Here is a 1,117-nt window from a genome sequence, read left to right as displayed (position 1 = left end):
CTGTGGCGGCGGACGTTCACGCTGCGCGAGTTCGAACGGCTCGTCCGTCCGCTCCTCGGTCAGGACGCCGTCGGCGCGGGGTTCTGGGACGACTTCCCCAGGTTGGTCGCACGTTCCCGACTCGGCACCGCCCCCACCGAGCCGGAGGCGGACGACATCGCCGACCCGGTCCGTGGGGACGACGCCGACCACGCCCGGATGTGCGCGCTGGCCGACGAGGCGATCGACGCCGTCGTCGCCTGTGCCGCACGAGCGACGGAAGGAGCTCGAGATGCGCGGACTGCTCGTGCATGAGTGGATCGAAGCGGTCGGCGGCGCCGAACGTGTCCTCGACGCCATGGCGGACGAGTACCCGGACGCCGATCTCTTCGGCCTCTGGAACGACGCCCCTGGCCGGTACCCCGGCCGGCGGGTGATCGAGAGCGCCCTCGCGCCGACGCCGCTGCGGGGTCGCAAGGCCCTGGCCGTCCCCTTCCTCCCCGCGCTGTGGTCGCACGGGCTGCGCGACCTCGGACCGTACGACTGGGCGCTCGTCAGTTCGCACCTGTTCGCGCACCAGGCCCGTGTGCCCGGTGTCGATCCCGAGCGCCAGTTCACCTACGTGCACACACCGGCGCGGTACCTCTGGAACCCGGAGCTCGATGCCCGCGGCGCGTCCGTCGCCGCACGGGTCGCGGGTCCCGCGCTCCGTGCAGTGGACCGCCGTCGGGGCGGGGCGCTCCGGCACGTCGCGGCCAACAGCCGTTTCGTGCAGCAGCGCATCCGAGCGAGCTGGGACGTCGATGCGGTCGTGATCCACCCGCCCGTCGGGGTCGAACGACTCACCGCTGTCGACGACTGGGCGCAGGTGCTCGACGACCGTGAGCGTGCGCTGCTCGAGTCGCTGCCCGCGGGCTTCCTGCTGGGTGCGTCCCGGTTCGTGCCGTACAAGCGACTCGACGTGGTGATCGAGGCCGGCCGGGCATCTGCGCGGCCGGTGGTGCTCGCCGGTGACGGACCCGACCTCGAACGGCTCCGGGCGCTCGCCGCTGACTCGGACGTCGACGTCCGCATCGTCGTCCGGCCGTCCGACGCGCTCCTGGCGGCACTATTGCAGCGTGCAGCCGTCTACGTGTTC

1 protein-coding gene and 1 pseudogene are annotated in these 1,117 nt (G+C 72.5%); both read left to right on the top strand.

The annotated features are described in order from the left end of the window. Positions 1 to 294, top strand: a pseudogene (locus BACI9J_RS24105) (hypothetical protein); the annotation flags it as partial. Further along, a partial coding sequence (locus BACI9J_RS24100; RefSeq protein WP_236558914.1) for a glycosyltransferase family 4 protein occupies positions 272 to 1,117 on the top strand: 846 nt, incomplete at its 3' end. The pseudogene BACI9J_RS24105 and the gene BACI9J_RS24100, both read left to right, overlap by 23 nt.

It is taken from the genome of Arthrobacter sp. 9V, assembly GCF_902506065.1.
In the GTDB taxonomy this organism is placed as follows: domain Bacteria; phylum Actinomycetota; class Actinomycetes; order Actinomycetales; family Micrococcaceae; genus Arthrobacter.
The sequence above is the reverse complement of the archived record's forward strand: the minus strand, read 5'-3'. Positions and strand labels throughout refer to the sequence as shown.